Here is a 17,662-nt window from a genome sequence, read left to right as displayed (position 1 = left end):
TTCTAAAATAGCTATAAATTAGTGTATGTTTTCCTACAATCAGATAGTTTTATGGTTTAAACTCAATTACTGACGATTTTACTTCTTCATAAACATCTTTCGGTGGTTTCGGTAACTTAGCGGTATTTGCCGCTCTTAATGCCACTTGGCATAATGCGGGATCACCACCTACAATCTTCACATTAATTAACATCCCATCAGGTGCAATACTAATTCTTAGTTCACACGTTTTACCTTTATATAACTCTGGATCAATGAACTTCTGTTCTATTGCAATTTTCAGTTGACCTTTATAGCGATCAACACCTTCACCATTGGCACCAGTACGATTTCCACCACCTTGTCCCGCTGCTGATGCACCGCTTTGTTTGTTACCATCAGCCATTAAGCCATCAAGCAAGCTATCAACAGCTTTACTCTGTTGTTGAGCTGCTGCTTTTGCTTTGGCCTCTGCGGCAGCTTTCGCTTTGGCTTCAGCAGCGGCTTTCGCTTTAGCATCCGCCTCAGCCTTCGCTTTTGCATCTGCTTCAGCTTTTGCTTTAGCATCAGCCTCAGCTTTTGCTTTGGCCTCTTCAGCTTTTTGCTTCGCGGCTAATTCTGCTTGTTTTTTTGCTTCAGCTTCAGCTTGTGCTTTTGCGTCTGCTTGTTCTTTTAAGATACGATCACGCTCTGCTTTCGCTTGTGCAGCCGCTTCTTCTGCCACTTTTTGCTCTTCTTTCGCTTTGGCGGCAGCTAACGCTGCTTCACGTTTTTGAGCTTCTGCTGCCTCTTTTGCTTGTAAACGCTCAACTTCTAAGGTTTTCAATCGTTCTTGTTCTTTCATCTGCTGCTGACGCAACTCTTCTTCTTGTTGCTCAGCACGCGCTTTACGTTCTTGCTCTGCTTTTTGGACGTTAGCTTGTTGTGCTTTTTGCTGATTATACTGTTGCACGACAGCATTAGGATCAACCATAATAGCATCAATAACTTGCCCGTCTTCACCACCGCCGCCACCTAAATCCCATTTCTGAGTTAATGACCCCCAGATAAGCAATGCGATAACAAGCAAATGCAAGGCGGTAGACAAGATAACTGAACCGCTCAATTTACTTCGGATTGGCTTCGTCTTCTTTCCCACGCTATTATCCAAACTTATTTCAACCTATTACATAGGTTGAGTCATTAAACCTACAGATTTGACACCTGCTTGACGTAACATGTTGAGCGCTTTAATTATCTCATCATAAGGAACATCTTTAGCACCGCCAATAAGAAAGACAACTTTCGGATTTTTTTCCAATTGTCGTTTCGCTTCAGCCATAATCTGTTCTTCAGGCAATAATTCTAATATTTCCTGATCAACACGAATATTATATTTTCCAACACCTGCAACTTCGACTATCACTGGGGGATTATCGCTACTTGAAACAGTTTGTGTCTCTGTTGCTTCAGGAAGATCAACCTCAACACTTTGCGAAATAATGGGTGCTGTAGCCATAAAAATAAGCAAAAGCACTAACAATACGTCAAGCAAAGGAACAATGTTAATCTCTGATTTTACGCCTCGGCGGCTACTGCGACCCCGTGCCATCAGCTATCTCCTTCTGCGTTAACTATTTCTTTTCTGCTGAGGCAAAAGCTTGGCGATGTAAAATCGTCAAAAACTCTTCCATAAAGTTATCGTAACTTTGTTCCAGTTTAGTTACACGTTGTGTAAACCGGTTATAAGCCATAACTGCGGGGATCGCCGCAAATAAACCGATAGCTGTTGCAATCAACGCTTCAGCAATGCCGGGTGCGACCATTTGTAATGTTGCTTGTTTAACACTACCTAATGCAATAAATGCATGCATGATCCCCCATACTGTACCGAACAGACCAATATATGGGCTGATAGAACCAACAGTACCAAGGAAAGGAATATGAGTTTCTAGAGATTCTAATTCACGATTGAAAGAAACACGCATTGCTCTTGATGCACCATTTACGACTGCATCTGGGGCATGAACGTTTGCTTGATGTAAACGTGCAAATTCTTTAAAACCGGAATGAAAAATTTGCTCTGAGCCTGATAACTCATCACGACGAGCTTGGCTATCTTTATATAAACGAGCCAAATCAGTACCTGACCAGAATTTATCTTCAAAATCAGCAACTTCACGATCGGCAGCATTCAGGACTTTGGTTCTCTGAATAATAATCGCCCAAGATGCAATAGAAAATCCGATTAAAATCAACATGATCAACTTAACTAAAAGCCCTGCTTTCAGAAAGAGATCGATAACATTCATGTCAGCCACTACTTAAACTCCGCGATAATGGACTTAGGAAGCGCTACAGGCTTCATTTTTAATGAATCTACGCAGACAACGAGCACATCTGCGCTACACAAAACACAACCATCTTGATTAATAAGCTTTTGAGAAAATGTCATTGAAGCACCACGTAATAGGGTAATTTCACTTTCTACTTGTAAAAGCTCATCGAGTCGAGCTGGCGCAATATATTCTATTGATAATTTACGTACAACAAATACAACATGATCATACTCCCGTAAATCATGCTGATGAAAACCTTTTTCTCTGAGTAGTTCTGTTCTGGCGCGTTCAAAATATTTTAGATAGCTAGCGTGATAGACTACACCACCAGCATCAGTATCTTCATAATAAACACGAACAGGCCAAAGAAACTGCATAATATCTTCCTTACATTTTCCGAGTTAAGTCCATAAATAATTAAGCTATAGGTTACTTAACTATACTTAAGAGGTCGCTCTAAGGGAATCATAGTAACGTAAAGAATAGAAAACACAGTTTTCAGGCGCCAATCATAAACTCTTCTTTGCAACACGCAATATGCTTTGTGCTCCGAATAGAAAAAATATTTTTATTAAGACAGCATAAAAATGCTTGCTAATTAGAAATTCATAGATTGTCTTATTTATTAGTATTATTTTTAATGACAAAAAAAACCAGTAACAAGACTGTTTTTTCATATAAATCAATTAATTATTCATGATTTGTGTTTCATGTAGGTAGTGCCATTGCCAACTCATCTCATGAGAATTGCGTCTCAATAGTGCCACTGACTCCCTCATAAGAATTTTCTCATTTTCACTGTGTGTTTCTTGATATCTGACAAAAGCCAAACAATCTGATTGATAAATTATTTTATAATTATCTGTTTTTATTTTCAGACCATGTCTTTTCCCTACATTTTGTCTGAACATCGCGATAACATCATCATAATTCACTGTTTTTCCGTTGATTCCCACCATCGAAAACTCACTAGATAAAATATTTTCTATCTTAGCTATTGCATCAACAGAAAGTGGAGATTGCGTAAAAACAGCTTCAATCTCATCATGTAAAGATTTAATGCTTTCTATAATTGAATTAGTATTAAATTTCATCTTGTATTTCCTGTGTAATGCTTTTTTTCTTTAACGTAAATAATAATGTAAGAGGTAATAGGCCAATTAAAGCGCATATTAAAAACGTCATGCTATAAGCAGTTTGTGGTAAATAAAAAAGAGAGATAATATTAAACAACATAGCGACCATCGTTGCACCAACACTAAAAACCACCTGTCGATTAATATTCCAAATGACACTTGCTTGAACTAATTTTGGTGAACTAAAGTCGTATAATGCCGTTGTTTGTGCAGTATTTGCACCTATTCCCCCACCTATACCAATAATTAAATAAGCAATAACCAATAAAGGTATATCGGTATTACTATTCACAAACGTTAATAAAAAAATACCAATGCTGTGTAATAATAAAGCAAAAATAAATAAGCACTTCATACCTAATTTATTATAAATAGCACCACTTATGATTATTGAAATAAAAGCGCCAATTGCATACAACAACATAAAAATTCCTGTGCTTTGACCTGTGAATTTTAAATATTGTTGTAAATAAAAAATAGCGAGAATATTCACTCCAGTAAAAATACCAGGAATACAATAATAAATAAAAATAGAGAGTGATAGATTTCTATTTTTCAATAATGCTAAATTAATAACGGGTGATAAATGATGTCGATAATGGCAATAATAGAGTACGACAAAGCTCACTAAAAATATGGCTATAAGTAAAGCAAGCAATGTTGAGTGATATTCACCATAAGCAGATAAAGCGAACAACCCAGATACAATGATCAAGCTAATAAGAATGACACCTTTGATATCAGGTATCGTATTTTCTTTAGATAATGGCTCTTTTACCCAAATAAATGCTAGAAATGCAGTTAATAATGAGAACGGAATATTGCTATAAAAGACCCAACGCCATGAAACTGTATCAACAATAAATCCACCTAAAGTGGGTGATATTGCTGGGGCTATCAGGGCTATTCCCATAATAAAAGTTGAGATCTTGCTTCTCTCATCCCCTTGAAAATATTGAAAAGTTAATGCCTGCCCAATTGGAATTAATAGCCCCCCGCTTACCCCTTGAATAAAGCGCCAAAAAATAAGCTCACTAAAAGAGTGTGAATATCCCACTAGTGCTACAGACAAACTAAACATCAACATTGATGTTACCATTAATGCTTTAATTCCAAAGCGTTGAGATAGCCAGTGACTTAATGGAATAATTAATGTTAATCCCAAAATATAACTATTTGAAACCCATGTAACAGAAACGATTGAAATCTGCATATCGTCAGCGATTGCAGGTAATGCAATCGCTGACATAAAAATATTAATACAATCTATAAAGAAACCTAGTAGAAATATAGATGCAATTCGATAGCGATAAGTCATAAAAATCCTCCGTACATAGAGTACGGAAGATTGACGAATTTCGTCTATCTGACAAAATAGAACTTATTGTTTAATCAGAGTAAACAATCATGCAAAACCAAATTGATCGCATTCGCTCTTTTATTGCTGTTGTTGATACAGGATCATTTACTCAGGCGGCAAAATATCTGCGCCTAAGTAAATCGATGGTAAGTATTCATATCAAAACATTAGAAACAGAATTAGACGTCTCACTCCTCAATCGTAATACTCGACGCTTTTCACTGACTGAAACAGGTGAAATGCTTTATCAAGATTTTCGCCTTGTATTAAGTCAATTAGAACAAACCTTAGATAAAGCGCGATTAGGACAGCAAGATTTGCAAGGATCGTTGCGATTAAGCTCAACGGCTGAATTTGGCGAACATTACATTTTGCCATTACTTAATCGATTTATGCAATTACACCCAAAACTAAAAGTACAATATGCATTTAATTCTTCTATCGAAGATTTAATCAATCATAAACTTGATCTTGCTGTTCGCCTTGGTTTATTAAAAGACAGTAATTATCGTTCTACAAAATTGGCCAATTATGAGATAAATTTAGTGATAACACCTGATTTGTTGAAAAATTTTTCAATAAAAACAATTAACGATTTAAACACTGTTCCTTATTTAGCAAATAGTAATTTACGTCAAAGTAAGCTTTCATCGTCTTCAGAATTTAATACCCTACTCTCTCAGTTAGCTCAAGATGCTTATTTTGAAACAAACACTATTGCAGCATTAAAAAAAATGGTGCTAGCCCACTCTGGGATGGCTATTTTGCCACATTGGTATATTCATCAAGAATTATTAGAAAAAAAATTAGTCGTGTTATTTCCTGAAATTCCACTCTTAAAACAATCCGTTAATATTATTTTTCCTTATAGTGAGTATATTCCAAGAAAAACGCGTTTATTTATTGATTATCTGAAAGAGAATATCCAGTTATAACGTGAGAATATAGAAGTGCTTAAAAGGAGAATTTAGAAAAGAAAACACCTTATTTCTTTTTCATTACATGATCAGAAATAAGGTGTTTTTTTATAAGAAGAAATAAATTAGCCCAACAACTAGAATAATAATTGCAGGGATTGGGTGTAATAAACATTTTGCGATGTTATGTTTAGGCCGGAATGCTAAACCAAAAGTCGCACCTGCACACACAGACCAAATTAGTAATATACCTTGCCAAATAGCCAATGAACTTGTGTTCGCTGCAAATCGACTAGGATCCCACATAACACAAAATGCCATGACCAACGCCATGATTAAAACAAGAGCCCTAATAGGGCCCTTGTCTAATAGTTGGTAGCTTTTATCCAACATTATTCTTCACTTTCTGAAGTTTTTTTTGCTTCAGCATGCTCGTAAGCCAGTCCTGCGATCACCGCAATACTACAAGCGAAGAGTGTGCCTAGAAGCCATGCAAAATACCACATTCTCTATGCTCCTTAGTAAAGAGTATGATTATTACCTTCGATAAATTTCTTATCGAGGCGACCATGCATTTTCCAGTAACACCAGATAGTGTAAAGGAGAACGATAGGTACAAAGATAATCGCAACAACGGTCATTACTTGCAGAGTAAACAAGCTAGAAGTTGCATCCCACATTGTTAAGCTCACATCTGGGAATGTGCTCGACGGCATCACAAATGGGAACATAGTTGCACCACAAGTCAGGATAACACATGCAATTGTCAGTGAAGTGAACAGGAATGCCCAACCACCTTTATTTGCTTTAGTGGCAACAATTGCCAGTAATGGAGATAACAGACCTAAGGCCGGCAATACCCATAATACTGGATAGTTGTTGTAGTTAGTCATCCAAGCACCTGCTTCGTGAGAAACAGTTTTCAGTAGTGGAGATGAAGGGCCTGCTGTATCAATAGCACTAGTCACAATGAAGCCATCGATACCATAGATTAACCACACACCCGCTACCGCAAAAGCAATGAAAGTAATTAAAGAGGTAATGTAAGTTGCTTTACGAGTACGCTCATGTAACTCACCAGTAGTACGCATTTGAAGATAGCTTGCACCGTGTGCAACGATCATCATTAAGCTAATAATACCTGCGAGTAAACCGTATGGGTTTAATAGACTTAACAGGTTAATCAGCGCATTAGTCGTACCGTTATAAGATACACGTTGCATACTATCGACTTCTAATGGAACACCTTGTAACAGGTTACCAAAAGCGACACCGATAACTAGCGGCGGAACAAAGCTACCAATAAAGATACCCCAATCCCACATACCACGCCATTTCGGAGACTCTAGTTTAGAACGGTAGTCAAAGCCAACTGGACGGAAGAATAATGCTGCCAGTACGAAAATCATACCGAAATAGAAACCAGAGAATGCCGCAGCATAAACCATTGGCCATGCAGCGAATAACGCACCACCCGCTGTGATTAACCAAACTTGGTTACCATCCCAGTGAGGCGCAACAGAGTTAATCAAAATACGGCGTTCTGTATCATCTTTCGCGATAACGCGTAATAACACACCAACACCCATATCAAAACCATCAGTGACTGCAAAGCCGATCAGTAAGATACCAATCAGTAGCCACCAAACAAACCGCAATACTTCATAATCAAACATAGTGGACTCCTGTGTTACTTACTTTGTGCAGAAGAAGCTGTCTTCTGTTCAAAGTGATAGCGACCCGTCTTCAGGCTACTTGGGCCAAGGCGACCAAATTTGAACATCAGGAACATTTCAGCAATTAGGAACAAGGTATACAGACCACAGATAAGTCCCATAGATACTAGAATATCAGCCTGTGTCAATGAAGAAGTTGCTACTGCTGTAGGCAAGATTTCACCAATCGCCCATGGTTGACGTCCATATTCTGCAACAAACCAACCTGCTTCCACTGCGATCCATGGTAATGGAATACTAAACAGGGCAGCACGCAGTAACCATTTGTAGTTACCAATGCGGTTAGACAGAACAGTCCAGAAGGAAATCGCAACAACCAGTAACATCAGGAAGCCTGCGGCAACCATGATACGGAATGACCAGAACAGAGGTGCGACATTAGGGATGGTGTCTTTTGCAGCAGATTTGATTTGCTCTTCTGTTGCATCAACAACTTTATCAGTATAACGCTTAAGTAATAAGCCATAGCCTAAATCTTGTTTCGCGTCATTAAATGCGGCACGAATAGCAGGATCGGTATTACCGGCGCGCAGTTCGCTTAATAATTCGTATGCTTTCATACCATTACGAATACGAACTTCATGCTGGCTCATCAGATCATTAAGACCTAACACTGGCGTATCAAAAGAACGCGTTGCAATAATCCCCATAACATAAGGAATTTGTAATGCGAACGAGTTTTCCATTTTTTCTTGATTAGGGAATGCAATCAAATTGAATGCAGCTGGCGCTGCTTCTGTATGCCATTCACCTTCAATCGCAGCCAGTTTGGTTTTCTGTACGTCACCCATTTCGTAACCAGATTCATCACCCAGTACGATAACAGATAATACAGCAGCGATACCAAAAGTAGCAGCAACTGCGAAAGAACGTTTTGCAAAACCAATATCACGACCTTTGAGTAGGTAGTAAGAGCTGATACCCAAAACAAAGAATGCACCAGTACAGTAACCCGCAGCAACGGTGTGAACAAATTTAACTTGAGCGACAGGGTTTAAAACCAGATCAGCAAAACTCAACATTTCCATTCGCATGGTTTCAAAGTTGAAGTCTGCAGCGACAGGGTTTTGCATCCAACCATTCGCAACGAGGATCCACAGTGCAGAGAAGTTAGAACCGAAAGCAACTAACCAAGTTACCATTAAGTGCTGCTTCTTGCCTAAACGATCCCACCCGAAGAAGAATAATCCGACGAAAGTTGATTCTAAGAAGAATGCCATCAGACCTTCGATTGCTAAAGGCGCACCGAAGATATCACCAACGTAATGAGAGAAATATGACCAGTTAGTACCGAATTGGAACTCCATGGTCAAACCAGTTGCGACACCCAGAGCAAAGTTAATACCGAATAACTTACCCCAGAACTTTGTCATATCTTTGTAAACTTGTTTGCCAGACAGGACGTATATCGTTTCCATGATCGCCAGCATAAACGCCATACCGAGCGTTAATGGGACAAACAGGAAGTGATACATCGCTGTTAAGGCAAACTGTAACCGTGACAGTTCGACAATATCAAACATCTTGACTCCTTGCTCCTAGCAGGAAGACACCGACTTGCGGCAACCCGACTTTATTAAATTATAAAGCCTCATAACTACCAGCAATAAATGCCTCTAAAAACAACAACGAATATTAAAGACCAAAAACACAATACCTTACAAATAGTACGCTTATATTTACATATAATAAATATATTTTGCGTGACCCAGATTTGAATTCTGAGCTTAGGTCAACAATACGACTTTTAGGTTTGTAACAGCATATTTGATCGTGTGCCAATTTAAGCATATTCAGAAATTTTTGCCACAATTAATAACTTGACCTACATCAAAAAAACACTTTAATGTTAACTAGTTGCGAATAAATTACCCAATAGTTACCATTGTGTTAATGCCATGTTGTTTTTATTTTTAAGTGTAATTTATCTCCTTATATTTTCCATAATAAAATTAACTTTTTATTTTCATAAAAGACCTAAAAATAAACACATTTAGTTGTGTTTTATTAATTTTAATATCAAAATCATTTTTTTTCAGGTAAAAAATAAATATTTTAAAAAAATAATATATTAATTAATAAGTTGAAATTTACAAATATGTAAATACAGAAAATGATTTTTTATTAATTTATCAAATTAAAATAAAAATAAAACCTAATAGTGATTATCTATTTTTAATATTAACTACTATTTACTTTGTTTTATATTTTAGATTAGTAAATTGTAATAAATCTGTATTATATATCTAAATCGCAAAATAACAATTTAATGACTAGAAAAATAAACATTTAAATCAACAAGATAGATGAAGTCAAAAAACAATCAATTCAATACTATAAAAAAGAATTTTCACTTTTCTTTATTGAATTTTATTCTTTAAGTGGAATATTCTTCATAACAATTATAAGCATTTCATCATTACATTTTATAGGTGTAAATGGACACCTGTTCGGCGTTAATCCACTTTTTGATGCCCAATCATAATAAAAGAATTTTTTCTCATATAACCCCTCTTACCACTCCTCCTTTTCGCTAACTCATTAACATGTTTAAAAAAACATCTTCTTAGTAAAAATGAGCCTTACAGCGATATCTAAGCGTAGATGTAGACACTGTTATTACAATATTTATAGAAAAACACATGATAATATCAACATAAAATAACGATTTATTTTCTTTTGTTAGTATGTTTTGCATCTAAAAACATGCATTTAAAATAGTATTTTTAATAATACATAATGAATATTCATAACATTTATCATTATTTTTAGTTTATGAAAAAAACTATGAAAAGAAAAAAAGAACTTTTGTATAAATAATCATATTAAAAAAGACAATATAAAACAATATGTTAGTATAAAACGATAGAGATACTTGATGTATTAATTACCGACTCGTAATAAGTATAGGTATTTAAATGAAACTAGATATAAAAAATGCCAGTCTCCTTTTAAGAAACTGGCATTTAAGATAGTATCAACCTGAAATTATTAACAGTATTGTTACTTACTTAATCATTGATTTAATTGCTTCACCAATGTCTGCTAAGCTACGCACTGTTTTAACACCCGCAGCTTCAAGTGCTGCAAATTTCTCATCAGCGGTACCTTTACCGCCCGCAATAATAGCTCCCGCATGTCCCATACGTTTACCTTTAGGGGCTGTCACACCAGCGATGTAACCGACAACTGGCTTAGTTACGTGATCTTTGATATAAGCAGCCGCTTCTTCTTCCGCTGTACCACCAATTTCACCGATCATCACAATGGCTTCTGTTTGAGGATCGTCTTGGAATAGCTTCAGAATATCAATAAAGTTAGAGCCTGGAATTGGGTCACCACCAATCCCAACACACGTTGATTGGCCTAAGCCAACATCCGTTGTTTGCTTAACAGCCTCATAAGTTAATGTCCCTGAGCGAGATACAATTCCCACTTTACCAGGCAAATGAATATGACCAGGCATGATACCAATTTTACATTCACCTGGCGTGATAACACCTGGGCAGTTAGGGCCAATCATACGTACGCCAGCTTCATCTAATTTTACTTTTATCGTTAGCATATCCAGTGTAGGAATACCTTCTGTAATAGTAATGATGAGTTTAATGCCAGCATCAATCGCTTCTAAGATTGAGTCTTTACAAAATGGTGCAGGTACATAAATAACTGTCGCCGTAGCACCTGTCGCCTCAACCGCTTCGCGTACAGTATTAAATACAGGAAGACCTAAGTGAGTTGTCCCCCCTTTACCCGGTGTAACACCACCAACCATTTGTGTACCATAAGCAATTGCTTGCTCAGAGTGGAATGTTCCTTGGCTACCAGTAAAACCTTGGCAAATTACTTTAGTATTTTTATCGATTAAAATAGACATTATTTTGCCTCCGCTGCTGCAACAACTTGTTTCGCGGCATCAGTTAGACTTTTCGCTGCGATAATATTTAATCCACTATCCGCTAATTTCTGGGTGCCTAACTCTGCATTGTTTCCTTCAAGACGAACAACCACAGGAACATTAACGCCAACTTCTTCAACTGCGCCAATAATACCGTCTGCGATTAAGTCACAACGAACAATACCGCCAAAAATGTTGACTAATACAGCACTGACATTTTCATCTGACAAAATAATTTTAAATGCTTCTGTTACACGCTCTTTTGTTGCGCCACCACCTACATCGAGGAAGTTAGCGGGCTCGCCACCGTGAAGTTTAACAATATCCATCGTCCCCATTGCTAAACCTGCACCATTGACCATACAACCAATGTTGCCGTCTAATGAAACGTAGTTCAATTCCCACTGTGCAGCTTGCGCTTCACGCGGATCTTCTTGCGATGGATCATGCAGTTCGCGCATTTCAGGTTGGCGATATAATGCATTGCTATCTACACCTAATTTGCCATCAAGACAAATCAGATCATCTTCTTTCGTAATAACCAGAGGATTAATTTCAATTAGCGCAAGATCACGCTCTAAGAAAATAGTGGCTAATCCCATAAAGATTTTAGCAAATTGACTGACTTGCTTACCTTTTAAACCCAGTTTAAAGGCAAGTTCTCTTCCCTGATAAGGCATAGGGCCTGTCAGTGGATCAATAATTGCGCGATGAATAAGTTCTGGCGTTTCTTCCGCCACTTTTTCAATTTCTACGCCACCTTCAGTTGAAGCCATAAAGACAACGCGACGGGTACCACGGTCAATAACCGCACCAAGATAAAGCTCTTTAGCGATATCAGTTGCAGCTTCAACCAAAATCTGTGTGACAGGCTGACCGTTAGCGTCTGTTTGATAAGTCACTAAACGTTTGCCTAACCATTGTTCAGCAAATGCGCGGATCTCTTCTTTAGATTTAACGACTTTTACGCCGCCCGCTTTACCACGTCCACCCGCGTGAACCTGACATTTCACAACCCAAGGGCCTTGACCAATTTTTGATGCAGCTTCTTCTGCCTCGCGCGGTGTGGAACAGGCGAAACCAGCAGGTGCTGGTAATCCATACCGTGTGAAAAGCTGTTTTGCCTGATACTCGTGTAAATTCATGATGTTCTATCCATAATCTTGTTGAAAGTCGGGCTTTCTTATTTTTTTGACTATAAGCCAGAGAAATCTGACTTCACGAACACACTGTACTTCTTTGATGCTTGTGTCTGTTGCTAAGTAGGCAGGAGGAGCATCTCCTGCCTAAAAGCGATATTTATTACCTATACATCCAGTAATAAACGGGCTGGATCTTCTAGCATCTCTTTAACGGTGACTAAGAAACCGACAGACTCACGACCATCAATTAAACGGTGGTCATAAGACAACGCTAGATACATCATAGGAAGAATAACAACCTGACCATCGACAGCCATTGGGCGATCTTTAATAGCATGCATCCCTAAAATGGCACTTTGTGGTGGGTTGATAATAGGTGTTGACATTAATGAACCGAAAACACCCCCATTTGTGATAGTGAAGTTACCCCCCGTTAAATCTTCAACGGTTAACTTACCGTCACGACCTTTTACTGCTAATGCTTTGATATTTTTCTCAATATCCGCCATGCTCATTGCATCTGCATCACGTAATACTGGCGTTACTAGCCCACGAGGTGTTGATACCGCAATGCTGATATCGAAATAGTTGTGATAAACCACATCAGTGCCATCAATAGACGCATTCACTTCTGGATAGCGTTTCAGTGCTTCAACAACCGCTTTAATATAGAAAGACATAAAGCCTAAACGAACACCATGACGTTTTTCGAAAGCCTCACCGTATTGAGCACGTAAATCTTTGATGGGTTGCATGTTGATTTCGTTAAACGTTGTCAACATTGCAGTAGTGTTTTTCGCTTCTAATAAACGCTCTGCAACACGTTTACGTAAACGTGTCATTGGTACACGTTTTTCACTACGGTGAGATAACGGAGCTTGAGAAACCTCTGCTACAGGTTGTGCTGTTGATTTATTAGCAACATGACCTTCGATATCTTGACGAGTTAAACGTCCACCAACACCACTGCCTTTTACATCCGCAGGGTTAATATCGTGTTCAGCGACTAAACGACGCGCTGTTGGGCTGAGTGCATCATTATTGCCTTTTTCAGCGATATCAGCACTTTGGCGCTGGGCTGGTGTGCTATCTTGAGCGGGTTTTACATCAGCTGGAATGCCAGTGCTATCACCTAAACGAATTCGACCCAATAGTTGGCGAGAGCCAACAGTAGCGCCTTCTTCTTCAAGAATACTTTCTAAAACCCCTGCTTCACTGGCAGGTACTTCTAAAACGACTTTATCTGTTTCAATTTCAACCAGCACTTCATCGCGTTGAATGCTATCACCAGGTTTTTTATGCCAAGTTGCGACCGATGCGTCAGCAACTGATTCAGGGAGATCCGGTACTAGAATATCTACACTACTCATTTTCTATCCTTATTTATTCAACTTTCAGTGCGTCTTCAACCAGAGCTTTTTGTTGCTCCTGATGAACAGAGGTATAACCAACTGCTGGAGAGGCTGATGCAGGACGTCCTGCATAACGTAATGTTGCGCCTGTAGGAATAGCATCACGGAAATTATGCTGACTACAGTACCAAGCACCTTGATTCAGAGGCTCTTCTTGACACCAAACGAAATCTTTTACATGAGTGTAAGGAGCAAGAATTTGCGCAATATCTTCGTGTGGGAATGGATAAAGCTGTTCAATACGAATAATGGCAACGTTATTTTGCTCATTAGCACGACGTTGTTCTAATAAATCGTAGTAAACTTTACCGGAACACATCACAACACGTTTCACTTCAGCAGGTTTTAAATCATCCATTTCACCAATGACTGGTAAGAATTTACCATTAGCTAATTCATCCAATTCAGAAACAGCTAATGGATGGCGTAACAGTGATTTTGGTGACATAACGATAAGTGGGCGACGCATACCACGCAACGCTTGACGGCGCAACATATGGTAAACCTGTGCCGGTGTTGATGGCACACAAACCTGCATATTTTGTTCTGCACACAATTGTAGATAACGTTCTAAACGCGCAGAAGAGTGTTCTGGTCCTTGACCTTCATAACCGTGTGGTAACAACATTACTAAACCACACATACGACCCCATTTTTGCTCACCAGAACTAATAAATTGGTCGATAACAACTTGAGCTACGTTAGCGAAATCACCAAACTGTGCTTCCCAAATAGTCAGCCCACGAGGTTCTGTTGTCGCATAGCCATATTCAAATGCAAGCACTGCTTCTTCTGTTAATACAGAATCCCAGACATTAAATTGTCCTTGAGCATTGTGAATATTCGCCAATGGCACATAAACAGAACCATTAGTTTGATTATGAATAACGGCATGACGATGGAAGAACGTACCACGTCCCGCATCTTCACCAGAAAGGCGAATAGTAATACCTTGATCAACTAAAGTGGCATACGCTAATGTTTCTGCGGCCCCCCAATCAAGAAGCTTCTCACCTTCCGCCATAACGGCACGATCAGCGTAAATTTTCTCAACACGGGATTGCATCACAATTTCTGACGGAACAGTACTGACTTTGCGAGCAAGATCTTGTAAGCGCGTTTTTTCTACTTTATGTGGGTATTCTTCATTCCATTCGTGATTCAAATACGGTTCCCATGTGTAAGAATGTAACCCCATTGGACGATATTCTTCAACAACACAATCACCGCGATCTAACGCATCACGATAAAGATTAACCAGCTCTGTTACATCATTAGCATCAAGCAATGATTGCTCAACCAGTTTATCTGCATAAATTTTACGTGGTGTTGGGTGTTTCTTGATTTTTTGATACATCAGAGGCTGAGTCGCATTTGGCTCATCCGCTTCGTTGTGACCATGGCGACGGTAACAAACTAAATCAATCATCACATCACGTTTAAAGGTATTACGGAAATCCAATGCAAGGCGAGTCACAAAAGCAACGGCTTCAGGATCATCTGCATTAACGTGGAAAATTGGTGCCTGAACCATTTTCACAATATCAGTACAATATTGTGTTGAACGAGCATCTTTTGGATTTGATGTTGTGAAACCAACTTGGTTATTGATAACAATACGAACTGTACCACCTACTTCATAACCACGCGCTTGAGACATATTCAAGGTTTCTTGAACAACCCCTTGACCTGTCACCGCCGCATCGCCATGAATAGTGATAGGAAGCACCATATTGCTCCGTGCTTCATCTAAACGATCGCGACGAGCACGCACAGAACCAATAACAACTGGGCTAACAATCTCTAGGTGAGATGGGTTAAAGGCTAGTGCAAGATGGACTTGAGCCCCTTCTGTCGCAAAATCAGATGAAAAACCTTGGTGGTATTTAACATCACCTGTTCCCAGATGTTCTTTATGAATACCCGCAAATTCATCAAATAAATCAGCGGGTTTTTTACCCAGGATATTAACAAGAACGTTCAAGCGACCGCGGTGCGCCATACCAAGAACCACTTCGCGAGTGTCTTGTTTACCTGCATGACGAATTAAATCTTTTAACATTGGAATTAATGCATCACCACCTTCTAAAGAGAAGCGTTTTGCACCAGGGAATTTTGCACCTAAATAGCGTTCTAACCCTTCAGCGGCTGTTAGCTCTGCTAGGAAGCGTAACTTTTCTTCTTTAGTGAACTGATCAGCAACATTGACTGATTCTAAACGTTGTTGGATCCAGCGTTTTTCTTCAGTATTAGTGATGTGCATATACTCTGCACCGATTGAACCGCAATAAATACGTTTCAGTGCTTCATATAAATCACCTAATTTCATCGTTTCTTTGCCGATAGCAAAAGAACCGACGTTGAAGGTTTCTTCAAAGTCTTCTTTAGTGAGGTTATGAAAAGCAGGATCTAAATCTGGAACAGATTCTTGTTTCCATAAACCAAGCGGATCGAGATTAGCATTTTGGTGACCACGAAAACGAAAGGCATTAATGAGCTGCAAAACTTTAACTTGTTTTGAGTCCATTGCCGGATCGCTTACCGAGGTATGATATCGAGTGGATTCTTTTGCGAGGCGTCTGAAGTAGTCGCGGGTTTGAGAATGCGACTGTTCTACGCCTTGATTTGCGGGCAGTTGTTGAAAAATTTCTCTCCAACTTTCGTCAACAGAGTTTGGGTCAGTTAGGTAATCTTCATAGATATCTTCTATGTAAGACTGATTCTCTCCTGCTAGAAAAGTTGATTCTAGCCAGTCCTTCATTGCGCCGTTCTGCATTATGATCCCTTAAGCTATACAGCTTTAGTTCGCCGTGGATAACTAATACCGTGATTAAACGGTGTCGATTGCAAGGTTCTCTTATGACCCGCTATCTCGCAGGTTCTTTAAATATGGAGCTTTAGCTCTCAAGGAACCTTTAAGCACTGTCTTACAGTGTTTAAAGGCGCCTTATTCTTTTTACCGCAAACGCCCAACTTAGTTTTTCCATTAACCGCCCTAACTATTTTAGGGCGGTTATTATTTTATGCACTACGTTTTAACAACATCGACTTAATATGACCAATCGCTTTCGTCGGATTGAGTCCTTTTGGACATACGCTGACACAATTCATAATGCCATGACAACGGAATACGCTGAACGCATCGTTAAGATCATCAAGACGAGATTCTGTTTCTGTATCACGACTGTCAATCAAGAAACGATAAGCAGCTAACAATCCAGCAGGCCCGATAAACTTATCTGGATTCCACCAAAATGACGGGCAAGAGGTTGAACAACAAGCACAAAGGATACAATCGTAAAGTCCATCAAGCTTTTCGCGTTGTTCTGGTGACTGTAGGTTCTCACGAGCAGGAGGGTTCTTGCCATTATTAATTAAATACGGACGAATTTTCTCATACTGTGTATAGAACTGAGTCATATCCACTATTAAATCACGAATGACTGGTAAACCAGGTAACGGTCTGATCACAATTTTCTTACTTCCTTTCTGTAAAGATGAAATAGGTGTGATACAAGCCAAACCATTTTTACCATTCATGTTTACGCCATCTGAGCCGCAAACACCTTCACGACAAGAACGACGGAACGATAAGGTAGGATCTTTTTCCTTTAATTGAATTAATGCATCCAATAGCATCATGTCACGCCCTTCAGGAACTTCGAGGGTGTAATCTTGCATATGCGGCGCATTGTCAACGTCGGGATTGTAACGATAAATAGAAAATTCAAGTTTCATATTTGAGTCTCCGCAACTTCAATAAC

Annotated in this window: 16 protein-coding genes; 1 reads left to right on the top strand and 15 read right to left on the bottom strand. The window is 38.8% G+C overall.

All coding sequences use genetic code 11. The annotated features are described in order from the left end of the window. Positions 1–49: 49 nt before the first annotated feature. The 6 genes from tolA to GWI97_RS16575 all read right to left on the bottom strand — a co-directional run bounded on the left by tolA (position 50) and on the right by GWI97_RS16575 (position 4,751). Positions 50–1,117: a cell envelope integrity protein TolA gene (gene tolA, locus GWI97_RS16600; RefSeq protein WP_036938401.1), complete on the bottom strand. Its 1,068-nt coding sequence runs from the start codon at positions 1,115–1,117 to the stop codon at positions 50–52. 27 nt (positions 1,118–1,144) lie between these two features. Beyond that, positions 1,145–1,570 (bottom strand): colicin uptake protein TolR, encoded by a 426-nt coding sequence (gene tolR, locus GWI97_RS16595; protein WP_036938404.1) that lies wholly within the window; start codon positions 1,568–1,570, stop codon positions 1,145–1,147. A 22-nt stretch (positions 1,571–1,592) separates the two neighbouring features. Continuing rightward, the gene (gene tolQ / locus GWI97_RS16590) at positions 1,593–2,279 is read right to left on the bottom strand and encodes a Tol-Pal system protein TolQ (RefSeq protein WP_036938406.1); all 687 of its coding nucleotides are present in this window, start codon (positions 2,277–2,279) and stop codon (positions 1,593–1,595) included. Then, positions 2,279–2,674 (bottom strand): tol-pal system-associated acyl-CoA thioesterase, encoded by a 396-nt coding sequence (gene ybgC, locus GWI97_RS16585; protein WP_036938408.1) that lies wholly within the window; start codon positions 2,672–2,674, stop codon positions 2,279–2,281. Before ybgC ends, tolQ begins: the two co-directional genes overlap by 1 nt. Positions 2,675–2,983: 309 nt before the next feature. Beyond that, positions 2,984–3,391: a hypothetical protein gene (locus GWI97_RS16580; RefSeq protein ID WP_036938411.1), complete on the bottom strand. Its 408-nt coding sequence runs from the start codon at positions 3,389–3,391 to the stop codon at positions 2,984–2,986. Then, positions 3,381–4,751: an MFS transporter gene (locus GWI97_RS16575; RefSeq protein WP_161752145.1), complete on the bottom strand. Its 1,371-nt coding sequence runs from the start codon at positions 4,749–4,751 to the stop codon at positions 3,381–3,383. Before GWI97_RS16575 ends, GWI97_RS16580 begins: the two co-directional genes overlap by 11 nt. Positions 4,752–4,840: 89 nt before the next feature. On the opposite strand from GWI97_RS16575, the gene GWI97_RS16570 reads away from it, so the two are divergent. After that, a complete protein-coding gene (locus tag GWI97_RS16570; RefSeq protein WP_036938416.1) occupies positions 4,841–5,728 on the top strand; it encodes a LysR family transcriptional regulator in 888 nt (295 codons plus the stop codon). A 90-nt stretch (positions 5,729–5,818) separates the two neighbouring features. On the opposite strand, the gene ybgE is transcribed toward GWI97_RS16570, so the two are convergent. The 9 genes from ybgE to GWI97_RS16525 all read right to left on the bottom strand — a co-directional run bounded on the left by ybgE (position 5,819) and on the right by GWI97_RS16525 (position 17,636). Beyond that, positions 5,819–6,103: a cyd operon protein YbgE gene (gene ybgE / locus GWI97_RS16565; protein ID WP_036938419.1), complete on the bottom strand. Its 285-nt coding sequence runs from the start codon at positions 6,101–6,103 to the stop codon at positions 5,819–5,821. Further along, positions 6,103–6,216, bottom strand: coding sequence for a cytochrome bd-I oxidase subunit CydX (cydX, locus tag GWI97_RS16560; protein ID WP_004244425.1), 114 nt, complete (start codon positions 6,214–6,216; stop codon positions 6,103–6,105). The genes ybgE and cydX overlap by 1 nt, the downstream gene beginning before the upstream one ends. A gap of 12 nt (positions 6,217–6,228) precedes the next feature. After that, positions 6,229–7,386, bottom strand: a complete 1,158-nt coding sequence (gene cydB, locus GWI97_RS16555; RefSeq protein WP_036938422.1) for a cytochrome d ubiquinol oxidase subunit II — start codon at positions 7,384–7,386, stop codon at positions 6,229–6,231. Between the two features lie 14 nt (positions 7,387–7,400). Next, a complete protein-coding gene (gene cydA / locus GWI97_RS16550) occupies positions 7,401–8,969 on the bottom strand; it encodes a cytochrome ubiquinol oxidase subunit I (protein WP_087803660.1) in 1,569 nt (522 codons plus the stop codon). Positions 8,970–10,453: 1,484 nt separating this feature from the next. After that, a complete protein-coding gene (gene sucD / locus GWI97_RS16545) occupies positions 10,454–11,323 on the bottom strand; it encodes a succinate--CoA ligase subunit alpha (RefSeq protein ID WP_036938427.1) in 870 nt (289 codons plus the stop codon). After that, positions 11,323–12,489, bottom strand: a complete 1,167-nt coding sequence (gene sucC / locus GWI97_RS16540) for an ADP-forming succinate--CoA ligase subunit beta (RefSeq protein WP_036938428.1) — start codon at positions 12,487–12,489, stop codon at positions 11,323–11,325. Before sucC ends, sucD begins: the two co-directional genes overlap by 1 nt. A 161-nt stretch (positions 12,490–12,650) precedes the next feature. Beyond that, a complete protein-coding gene (gene odhB, locus GWI97_RS16535) occupies positions 12,651–13,856 on the bottom strand; it encodes a 2-oxoglutarate dehydrogenase complex dihydrolipoyllysine-residue succinyltransferase (protein WP_087803662.1) in 1,206 nt (401 codons plus the stop codon). Between the two features lie 13 nt (positions 13,857–13,869). Continuing rightward, positions 13,870–16,674, bottom strand: a complete 2,805-nt coding sequence (sucA, locus tag GWI97_RS16530; protein WP_036938435.1) for a 2-oxoglutarate dehydrogenase E1 component — start codon at positions 16,672–16,674, stop codon at positions 13,870–13,872. Between the two features lie 245 nt (positions 16,675–16,919). Further along, complete coding sequence (locus GWI97_RS16525) at positions 16,920–17,636, bottom strand: succinate dehydrogenase iron-sulfur subunit (protein WP_006537662.1); 717 nt, start codon at positions 17,634–17,636, stop codon at positions 16,920–16,922. Between the last annotated feature and the right edge of the window lie 26 nt (positions 17,637–17,662).

This window comes from Proteus sp. G2300 (assembly GCF_009915965.1).
In the GTDB taxonomy this organism is placed as follows: Bacteria; Pseudomonadota; Gammaproteobacteria; order Enterobacterales; family Enterobacteriaceae; genus Proteus; species Proteus vulgaris.
The sequence above is the reverse complement of the archived record's forward strand: the minus strand, read 5'-3'. Positions and strand labels throughout refer to the sequence as shown.

Bases quoted from the DNA above. Each gene is read 5' to 3' on its own strand.
- tolR (WP_036938404.1), bottom strand. From the start codon at position 1,570: ATGGCACGGGGTCGCAGTAGCCGCCGAGGCGTAAAATCAGAGATTAAC.
- ybgC (WP_036938408.1), bottom strand. From the start codon at position 2,674: ATGCAGTTTCTTTGGCCTGTTCGTGTTTATTATGAAGATACTGATGCT.
- GWI97_RS16580 (WP_036938411.1), bottom strand. From the start codon at position 3,391: ATGAAATTTAATACTAATTCAATTATAGAAAGCATTAAATCTTTACAT.
- GWI97_RS16575 (WP_161752145.1), bottom strand. From the start codon at position 4,751: ATGACTTATCGCTATCGAATTGCATCTATATTTCTACTAGGTTTCTTT.
- GWI97_RS16570 (WP_036938416.1), top strand. From the start codon at position 4,841: ATGCAAAACCAAATTGATCGCATTCGCTCTTTTATTGCTGTTGTTGAT.
- ybgE (WP_036938419.1), bottom strand. From the start codon at position 6,103: ATGTTGGATAAAAGCTACCAACTATTAGACAAGGGCCCTATTAGGGCT.
- cydX (WP_004244425.1), bottom strand. From the start codon at position 6,216: ATGTGGTATTTTGCATGGCTTCTAGGCACACTCTTCGCTTGTAGTATT.
- cydB (WP_036938422.1), bottom strand. From the start codon at position 7,386: ATGTTTGATTATGAAGTATTGCGGTTTGTTTGGTGGCTACTGATTGGT.
- cydA (WP_087803660.1), bottom strand. From the start codon at position 8,969: ATGTTTGATATTGTCGAACTGTCACGGTTACAGTTTGCCTTAACAGCG.
- sucD (WP_036938427.1), bottom strand. From the start codon at position 11,323: ATGTCTATTTTAATCGATAAAAATACTAAAGTAATTTGCCAAGGTTTT.
- sucC (WP_036938428.1), bottom strand. From the start codon at position 12,489: ATGAATTTACACGAGTATCAGGCAAAACAGCTTTTCACACGGTATGGA.
- odhB (WP_087803662.1), bottom strand. From the start codon at position 13,856: ATGAGTAGTGTAGATATTCTAGTACCGGATCTCCCTGAATCAGTTGCT.
- sucA (WP_036938435.1), bottom strand. From the start codon at position 16,674: ATGCAGAACGGCGCAATGAAGGACTGGCTAGAATCAACTTTTCTAGCA.
- GWI97_RS16525 (WP_006537662.1), bottom strand. From the start codon at position 17,636: ATGAAACTTGAATTTTCTATTTATCGTTACAATCCCGACGTTGACAAT.